Genomic DNA, 8,252 nt, shown 5'->3' on the forward strand with positions numbered 1-8,252 from the left:
CAGCAGAGCGCCCCCTCCCCCAAGGGGCCACCCCCCCTCCCCCCGGAGGGGGACCCCGGCCCCGCGGGTGCTACAGGTTGGGCGTGATTCAGGATTCGACGCCGCAGCCGACGGGGCCGCGCAGCTGGTCCAGCTTCTGCGGGGTCAGCGTCGCCGGGACGTTGATCACCGCGACGTAGAACGGGTCGTTCTCCAGGACGCGCTGCCCGTTCAGCGATGCCTTGCGGTAGCTGCCTTCACGGCTGTTGTCGCGGCTGTGCAGGAACTCGCAGGAGTAGTCGGAGTTGCGGCTGGCGCCCTCGTAGGACTGGGCGAAGGGGTACTCGTCGCAGGCCAGTCCCGGCCCGGGCGGCCGGGGCACGTCAGGGCCGCAGGCGGTCCGCCGGTTGTCCGCGATGAGCGACTGGTCGAATGTCCGGTGCAGCGGATACCGGGTGCCCTTGACGCCCCAGGGTTGGGCCAGGTTCTTCTGCGCCCACAGCACGTGCCAGCCCACGCTGTCCACGCGCCAGTCGGTGACGTCGATCTGCCAGAGGGCGGGGACGTCGGGGTAGACGCAGCCGCCGGTGACGACGGGGGTGATGCGTGGGGTGTTGTCGCAGCGTGGGCGGAAGGTTTCGCCCAGGTAGGCGCTACCGTCGTCGAAGCCCGGCGCCGAAAAGTCCCCGTAGGGAACGATGCTGTCGTTGACCAGGTCCCGGCCCGGCGACGACAACGTGAAGTCGAACGTCTGGGTGACGTACGGGATCAGGATGCGGGTGAGCGCCGTCGATGCGGTGGCGTGCCCGGTCTGGTACTTGACCGTGGCAGACACCTCGGCGGCGGACGGTGTTGTCGGATCGGTCAGCTTCAGCTCGACCCGCTGCTTCCACTGGTAGCGGTTTCGGGTGTCCAGCTGCGCGGTCGCCTTGCTGTGCAGGACGGCGGATCCGGCGGGCGCACCGTCGACCAGGAACTCCACCGGGATACGGTAGTTGGAGCAGGACGATGTGCGGTCGTGGACGGATGTGCCCTCGGCGCAGTCGACAGCCCTGGCCTCCGGGACCGCCGCCGGTTTGACGGTCTTCAGTTTTTCCGGTGTGCCGAGCACGATCCGCGTGCCGGACTGCTTGTCCGTGACGGGATGGTGGCTGTCGGCATGCGCCTGGCCGACAAAGCTGACGGGTACCAGCAGGGCCGAGGCGATCGCGGCCAGCAGGATCCGCCCCCGTGGTGATCTGTTGCGCATAGCGGTGTGCTTCCTCTCCTCAGTCGGATGGGATGCGAACGCAAGCCGACCACTGCGCCATGTGCAGGTCAACCACTTGCTGCCCAACTGGCCTGAAGCGGCGCATAGTTCACACAGGTCCGACAGATACGGAAGCCGGGCCTACACCCCGGTGGTGCGCCTGCGAAACCGGCAACGGCCAGCCCCCTCGCGTCGCCCGGCGCAGCTGCCCCGCCCTCAGGGAACGGCGCGGGCTGGATGCAGGAACAGGCGCGCGAGCAGACTGGCCAGGTCACGGAGCAGACGCGGGACTCCGGCGGACCCTCGCGGACGAGGCACGGCGGCGCACCGGGCCGAGCTGAATCACACCGCCGGCCCGGCCGACGTGTCCCGGCCTGCCGTTGCTCGCCTCAGCGGCTGCTCAAGCCGAAGGCCTGCACGGCCTGCGCAAGCGGCCGAGCCGAACATCTCGCGAATCCGGCACTGATGGCAGGGCCGTCTCCTTACGCGCATACACCGCCCCGTCGCGGAGGCGCAGGGCACGACTGACACGTCGGGGATCCGGTGTTCGTGGTTCGGGGAAGGCTGCGAAAGGGATCGCCTGGGAAGCACGCAGACACGGCGCCCGCGTCGGGCACAACTCCGCCCGCTTGAAGGCGTGAAGGCGCTCCGAGACTGCGATCCGGATGTCTGCGGCGACTCGCGTGAGATCATCCGTCCATGAGCAGCGACCTGGAAGTGAGTGCTCTGGCGATCAACGTCACGATCCCGCAGGCGCTCCGCTGGACGGACACTCGACGCGGTGAGGTGTTCCAACTGACCACGCTCAATATCCGGCTTCTCCCGGACTGTCACCTCGCTACAAAGGCCTACGGGCGACCAGTCGGCGGGGGCCGGGGCGCATATGTCTCGTTCCCCGTCCCCGACAGACCCGCACTGGCGGCTCTGGTCGTCGGCGCCGCCGGCCGCGCGGAGGCATTGTGGGCCGCCCATCGTGGTCTGGGTTGAGGCGATCCGGGGGGCCTGGGCCAACGGCACGAGATGGTGCGGACGGCGTTGCGATCGACGCCGGAGCGGTGGTTGCCCTCGCCGGCCTGCTTCTCGTCGGGCAGGCGGCGGTGTCGATCGGCGGCAGCCGTCCTGGAGCGCAGCGCGGTCGTCACCGCCTTCGACGATCTCCTCTGGTGGGCCCTGGCAGGCGCCCAGCTCGAGGGCTCGCAGCTTGATCCCGCTGGTTCAGCCTGAGCTGCGGGCTGTCCGGTCAAGCGAGCTGGTTCCTCCTGTGGGTGGTGTGCCGGACATGCCGGTCGTGCCGCGAGGGAACACGGAGGCGCTGCCGGGCTCGGCCGTGTAGATGGTCAGGCGTGCATCTCTTAGGTGGACATGAGCAGGTCCAGTGGGTGGTACGTGAGCTCCAGCAAGCCGGCATCGGGGCCACGAAGACGGTAATGGGGGGCGGACCACGAGCGGAAGGAAGCACACTGCGATGCAAGGAGCACTCATGCAAGGCGACGACGGGCGGAAACGCGCGGAGGGCGCCTTCACTTTGGACCCGGATGTCGCGCGCACCGGAACCCACGTGGAAAGGGCGGTGCGATCATGAGTCGGATCCTGGTGACCGGGTCAGCGGACGGCCTTGGACGGCGCGCGGCGGACTCCCTGTTGTCCGCAGGGCACGAGGTGGTGGTGCACGCCCGGAACGATGAGCGCGCGAGGAACCTCGACCCGCTGGTCGACCGGGGAGCGCGCCTCGTGGTGGGCGACTTCACGGAGCGCGACGCCGTACGGCGCATCGCCGCGGAGCTGAACGATACAGGGTCGCTCGACGCGGTCATCCACAACGCCGGTGTGTGGAGTGGGCCGGCGGTCATGCCGGTCAACATCATCGCGCCCTACCTGCTCACGGCACTGCTGCGCGGGCCGCGCCGGCTGGTGTATCTGAGCAGCGGTTCTCATTTCGGCGGCCGCCCCTTGCTCGACGGGGTCGACTGGCGGGGCGAGAGCGCAGGGTCGTACTCCGACAGCAAGCTGTTCGCCACGACGCTCGCGGCCGCAGTGGCCCGCCTGCGTCCCGGAACGCTGAGCAACGCCGTGGATCCGGGCTGGGTGCCGACGAAGATGGGCGGAGCGGGCGCGCCGGACGATCTGGAACTCGGCCATCGCACGCAGGAGTGGCTCGCCTCCAGCGACGAACCCGAGGCCCTGACCACCGGCGGGTACTGGTACCACCGCCAGCGGACGGAGCCGCATCACTCAGTCCACGACGAAGGGTTCCAGGACCGCCTCCTGCAGGCACTGACCGAAGAGACCGGCACCGCACTCTGAGCCGTCACCATCCACGACACTGAGGGGCTCCACGTCGAAACACGTGGAGCCGCTCAACGCACGGCGCCTGCCGGTGTCCGCGGATCGGTACGGCCCAGACCGCGGCATATGAGGCGTACGCACTGATGTCTCAGTCCCGGGAGGGGATGTCCGGGGCGGTCCCGTACAGGCGGGACACCCGGATCAGGATGACCACGCGCCGGTCGGGCAGCGGCTGCTCGCCGGGGGCCGCCAGTCCTGCGGGTCATTTGCCGGTATCCAGGCGGAGGGCGAGGTCGTGGGCGGCGGCGCTGGTGAGGTCCCCGACGAAGGCCCCGACGATTTCGAGACGGCCGCCGGTGATCGAGGAGGTCACGCTGGGGTTGCCCCAGAGCGTGCCGTCGATGACGATGGCGAATCCGTTGCGTGGGGACGGGGCCGCGGCGATGGAGCCGGTGAGGGCGGCGAAACGGGCCCGGTCGGCGGAGCTGAGGTTCACCTCGACCTGCCAGGTGCCGTCGGTGGCGCCTTTCGCAGCCTTAGCGGAGGTGACACGAATGTCGGTCATGCCCCTGGCCCGGTCGGCGTGAATGCAGAACGCCGGGTGGCTCGCGCTCGCGTGCACGGTGTAGCCGCCGCTGCCGTGGGTGCAGCCGGGCTCCGTGGACGAGGTGACCGGCAGGATGGAGATCAGGGCCGCCTTCTCGGTGTTCCCCGTGCCCGTTGCGGCGGGCTGAACTACGTGCGCGCGCTGGGTCGCGCCGTCCGCGACGGCGACGGCGGTGGTGGCGACCACGGCCGCTGCGACGATGCCGGCCCCGGCGCGGGCCAGCCGCTGCCGCCGCCGGGCGACTTGCAATGCGCCGTCGGCCAGGCCGACCAGATAGGGACCGGCGGCATTACCGCCGCTCTCCTGGACATGGGCGTGCAAGGCGTCGTGCAGCAACGTTTCGTGCAGCGGGTGTTCGGTCGAGTCGTTCATGCGATGACGCCCCTTCCGGAGGCAGAGGAGGAGGTGGTAGCCGACGGTTCTGCCTCGGCGAAGGCGGCGCGGAGGGAGGCCAGGGCCTTGTGGGTCTGGCTGCGGACCGTCCCCTGGGCGACGCCCAGGATCGCGGCGATCTCGGGGTCCGGCAGGTCCTCGAAGTAGCGCAGCACGATCACCGCCCGCTGGCGTTTGGGCAGCCGCCGCAGCGCGGCCATGATGTCCTGCCGCTGGACCACGATGTCGGCCCAGTGGGCAGCCTGCCCGGACGAGTCCGGCAGCGTGTCGGTGACCGTCTCCTTCCCCCAACTGAGCAGGCGGAAGCGGTCCACCTGGGCGTGGTAGATCGCCCGGCGCACGTAGGTCTCCGGCTGCTGCCGGTCACGCAGCTGCGACCAGCGCCGGGCGGTGGACGCGAGCGCGGTCTGGAGCAGGTCGCGGCCCTGCTCCCAGTCCCCGGTCAGCAAATAGGCCGTGTGCAGCAGCGATCTCGACCGCGCCGCCACGAACTCGCGGAACTCGCGTTCGTCGTCGGCGTTCAATGCGCCCTCCCTCGTTCCCCCGTGAAGACGGGTGCGGCAGGGGGTTCGACTGCCCTGCCGGTCAGACTCTCTCGACCACGACGCTGCCAGGCTCCTCACACGGAGCGTCCTGGCGGTTCATGCGGCCTGTGCTGTCGCTCGGCCGGGACACCGTCCTCTGACCAGGCGCCTGGACACGGAGGCCCAAACGATGTCGTCGGCCTCGAAGTGGTGCAGCACGTCGGGCAGTTGGCGCCGTGGGGGTGCGCGTAGAAGTCGGCCGGGCATGAGTCGGCCAAAGGGGCCGGGGGAGGAGGCTGAGGGTGATAGGACGTCATGCCGCCTCCCCGGCCTCGGCACGGTGCCCGGCTGCCTGGAGGGTGGACACGGCGGCGTATTCGCCGCTTGGGCCCATCAGTTCCCGGTGCGTGCCGGTCTCGATGATGCGGCCGTCGTCGTCGAAGGCGAAGATGTGGTCGCACTCCACGACGCTCGCCGGGCGGTGTGCCCTGCAGTACGGCCTGGTACACGGCATGCTCGGTGCGGGGCTCCATGCCGGCGGTCGGTTCGTCCGGCAGCACCGGCGCGTCCTTGCACAGAACCTGGGCTACGGCGACCTTCGCCCACTGGCCGGCCGACAGCTCCTGCGCCGCGGAACCGGTCGGACAGCAGCGCCTCCCACGCGGCCGGCAGGCAGGCGACGACCTGCTCGGCGCCGGAGGCCCGCGTTCACCGCGGGCCGGTCTCGGTGACGGTGCCCCGGGAGGTCGGCAGGTTGGCCAGCGAGCTGAACGGGAAACGGACTGGATCCTGCAGCACACAGCCCACCCGGGCCTGCAAAGACGCGGCGTCTACTTCCAGTACGTCCACGCCGTCTCAGCAGACCGTGCCCCCTCCTGGAAGCCGTACAGTCCGGCGAGCAGCCGAACGCAGGTGGACTTCCGGGAGCCGTTGACGCCGACGAAGGCGACCTGCTCAGGCCGGCGCCCGAGCACCAAGTTCACCAGCGACCGTTGGGAGACCGTGCGCGGACGGGGCGCTCCTGGGTCTGTGAGAGCGATGGCTGCTGCCGGCCGTGCCCACAGACGGAGCGCGCGCCCGGGCCGAAGCCGAGCGTGTCGCGCGCGGCAGGCTTGAGAGACCGCCCGCGAGGGCGCGCGCGAAATCCTGCGCCCGATCCTCCCGTCGTAGGAGCCGGACGGCGAACCCCCTGCTGTGCACGTCGCGGCGAGGGGATCAGTCGTGCACAGCTTAAGGTTCCTACGTGTCACACACCTTCGAAGAACTCGTGGAGAAGCAACGCGCCGCCGACCAGATGCACGCGACCGCCCAAGCCCTACGCGGCCAAGGCGACCCGCCCGCATACGAGACCGCATGGCAGGCATGGCGCGACCTGGCCCAAGACGTGCAGGCCGCAGTGAGCGAGCATGCGAAAGAGCAGGGCACGATGCGGGCCGGCGTGGAGCTCGAGGTGAAGCAGGCGGTCCGGCGTACCGAGTAGCGAGCACGCAGCGGCCACACCCGGCCGGGGCGGTCAGGCAGGAGGGCAACTCGGCCCGGAAGCATGACAGTTCCGCGAACGGTTCCTGCCGGACAGCATGGTGCAACAGACTCATCCCCACGGCCTTCGTGCTGATCACGTGTATTCCTTGGCCGGAGCACATGGTCAGCCGAAGGCCGCCTGCACATAGGGCAGTTACCGAAGCGAGTGATCAAGTACGACGAGCCGTTCGAGACCCGCCGTGTGGCCGCTGGAGGAGTTCTACCTCCACGACGACGTCCAGGCCGTGGTGGAGACGCTGACGGCAGAGATCAGCGTGACGCAGCCGCGTGAAGTGGCCCACTACGCGACGGCGTTCCCGGTCATGCGGAGACGGCCGTGTATGGCGACGCGGCCCGCGCCGTGATCCAGACTGCGATCGACACCCTGGAGTGAACCTCCGCCATAACCCGCAATTTCGTTGAGAAGCGAGCGGCGACCTCAGTGGCGTCGAACGATACCGACGCGCCCAGCAACGGAGGCGGTGCCCGTGAGCGCACCCACACCCGCCGGACCCACAGCCCAGAGACGTGGACTCCAGCCGCCCGCCTTCGGCCGGCCTTTCCCCCGGCGCTGATCGCTCGCGCCCAGTCGGACGCCACGGGCCCCGGGGAGGTCAATCATCCCCGGGGCCCGGCATATGGAGTCGCGCTGTTTCAACGACAGCGGGGCCCCGGCGTTACGTCGAGTGCGGCCCTGGCCGTACGGACCGTAAATGGTCCGCGACTATCTGGTCCGTGATGCCGTGTGCCCACCGGGCCCGCCCGAGTTCGCCGAGACTCTCAGCTTCCTCGGCACTGGGGCTTCGGTTCAGACGTTCGGTGACACGCCGAGGGATGCTCCCAGGGCGGAGCCTGCCGAGTTCACGGGGCTGCTCTGGGTGAGGGTTTGTCCGAAGCACACCGACCAGGAGTTCGCCCCGACTCCCGATGACTCACATGACCAAATGCCCAGGCCGGTGGAGGAGGTGCGCAGGTCCATGAACGCTGACGCACTGTAGACGCTGGATCGGTCGTTGCGCACGATCACTGCCCCCTGCACGCTGCCTCCGCCTGACGACCTGATCGCACATACCTGCGCGTGCACATCGTCGGCGACCTTATGGGAGCTGGCGCAACGCCATGTGCTGGAGCTGGAGGTGATCGGATTTGTGTTGCCGTAAGCGTGCCAGGTGCCACCCGCGGCTGCGGCGGGTCCGGCGGCTGCCAGACTCACCCCGAGAATGGTGGTGACGGCGACTGTTGCCCCTGCGCCCATTCGCGTGACTCGCATACTTACCCCTTCCTGACCACGACTCCCTTGGTCGCGGGTAAGCACTGATCATCACCGAACCTTGTCCTGGTGTCGTTAGCAAGCCGTCCACAATATTTTGACACCGCGTCTACATACAGTTGCCGAACTTGATCTTCCTGTCATGACTACCGCGACCCGTGAGCGCCTGCCCCAGTCAGGCGGATTGGAGGTGTCGCATGGTGCGGCGTCGTATCAAGCAGGCCCCATGGGGGCGGAGGTTCGTAGGAGCCTGCGCCGCTGTCATGGTCGTCATCACGACGATGAACGGGGGGCTGCGGTTGGTGCAGTCGGCAATCCGGATACACCACCGGCTTTCGGCTGGTGTTTTCTCCCGGGGCCTGTGCTCGGTGCCGGCTGGTGTTTTCCCCGGGGGTCGGCTTCATGTCCTTCCCGGGTTGTGCT

The 8,252-nt window shown here is 69.1% G+C and carries 8 protein-coding genes and 1 pseudogene; 4 read left to right on the forward strand and 5 right to left on the reverse strand.

What is annotated here, in order from left to right; translation table 11 throughout:
• Nucleotides 1-88 precede the first annotated feature (88 nt).
• On the reverse strand, nt 89-1,228 hold the full coding sequence (locus AC07AZ_RS25800) for a hypothetical protein (RefSeq protein WP_478851645.1): 1,140 nt from the start codon (nt 1,226-1,228) through the stop codon (nt 89-91).
• Between the two features lie 699 nt (nt 1,229-1,927).
• Here AC07AZ_RS25800 and AC07AZ_RS25805 point away from each other — a divergent pair.
• Together AC07AZ_RS25805 and AC07AZ_RS25810 are read left to right on the forward strand one after the other, a co-directional pair.
• Nucleotides 1,928-2,215, forward strand: coding sequence for a hypothetical protein (locus AC07AZ_RS25805; protein WP_478851647.1), 288 nt, complete (start codon nt 1,928-1,930; stop codon nt 2,213-2,215).
• 591 nt (nt 2,216-2,806) lie between these two features.
• Nucleotides 2,807-3,532 carry an SDR family NAD(P)-dependent oxidoreductase gene (locus AC07AZ_RS25810; RefSeq protein WP_478851649.1) on the forward strand — a complete coding sequence of 242 codons (726 nt, stop codon included), beginning with the start codon at nt 2,807-2,809 and terminating at the stop codon, nt 3,530-3,532.
• A gap of 244 nt (nt 3,533-3,776) precedes the next feature.
• On the opposite strand, the gene AC07AZ_RS25815 is transcribed toward AC07AZ_RS25810, so the two are convergent.
• The 4 genes from AC07AZ_RS25815 to AC07AZ_RS25830 all read right to left on the reverse strand — a co-directional run bounded on the left by AC07AZ_RS25815 (nt 3,777) and on the right by AC07AZ_RS25830 (nt 6,021).
• Nucleotides 3,777-4,493 carry a SecDF P1 head subdomain-containing protein gene (locus AC07AZ_RS25815; RefSeq protein WP_478851651.1) on the reverse strand — a complete coding sequence of 239 codons (717 nt, stop codon included), beginning with the start codon at nt 4,491-4,493 and terminating at the stop codon, nt 3,777-3,779.
• Entirely contained in the window at nt 4,490-5,038 is a 549-nt protein-coding gene (locus AC07AZ_RS25820) for a SigE family RNA polymerase sigma factor (protein WP_478851653.1), read from the reverse strand. Before AC07AZ_RS25820 ends, AC07AZ_RS25815 begins: the two co-directional genes overlap by 4 nt.
• 313 nt (nt 5,039-5,351) lie before the next feature.
• Nucleotides 5,352-5,552 carry a hypothetical protein gene (locus tag AC07AZ_RS25825; RefSeq protein WP_478851655.1) on the reverse strand — a complete coding sequence of 67 codons (201 nt, stop codon included), beginning with the start codon at nt 5,550-5,552 and terminating at the stop codon, nt 5,352-5,354.
• 316 nt (nt 5,553-5,868) lie between these two features.
• On the reverse strand, nt 5,869-6,021 hold the full coding sequence (locus AC07AZ_RS25830) for a hypothetical protein (RefSeq protein ID WP_478851657.1): 153 nt from the start codon (nt 6,019-6,021) through the stop codon (nt 5,869-5,871).
• Nucleotides 6,022-6,281: 260 nt separating this feature from the next.
• Between AC07AZ_RS25830 and AC07AZ_RS25835 the strand changes: the two genes are divergently transcribed.
• Complete coding sequence (locus tag AC07AZ_RS25835) at nt 6,282-6,518, forward strand: hypothetical protein (RefSeq protein WP_478851659.1); 237 nt, start codon at nt 6,282-6,284, stop codon at nt 6,516-6,518.
• A gap of 241 nt (nt 6,519-6,759) precedes the next feature.
• Nucleotides 6,760-6,953, forward strand: a pseudogene (locus tag AC07AZ_RS25840) (transcriptional regulator); the annotation flags it as partial.
• Between the last annotated feature and the right edge of the window lie 1,299 nt (nt 6,954-8,252).

Source organism: Streptomyces sp. NPDC043878 (assembly GCF_056435735.1).

Excerpts from the sequence above, each read along its gene's own strand:
- AC07AZ_RS25810 (WP_478851649.1), top strand. The coding sequence starts at position 2,807 with ATGAGTCGGATCCTGGTGACCGGGTCAGCGGACGGCCTTGGACGGCGC.
- AC07AZ_RS25805 (WP_478851647.1), top strand. The coding sequence starts at position 1,928 with ATGAGCAGCGACCTGGAAGTGAGTGCTCTGGCGATCAACGTCACGATC.
- AC07AZ_RS25825 (WP_478851655.1), bottom strand. The coding sequence starts at position 5,552 with ATGCCGTGTACCAGGCCGTACTGCAGGGCACACCGCCCGGCGAGCGTC.
- AC07AZ_RS25800 (WP_478851645.1), bottom strand. The coding sequence starts at position 1,228 with ATGCGCAACAGATCACCACGGGGGCGGATCCTGCTGGCCGCGATCGCC.
- AC07AZ_RS25815 (WP_478851651.1), bottom strand. The coding sequence starts at position 4,493 with ATGAACGACTCGACCGAACACCCGCTGCACGAAACGTTGCTGCACGAC.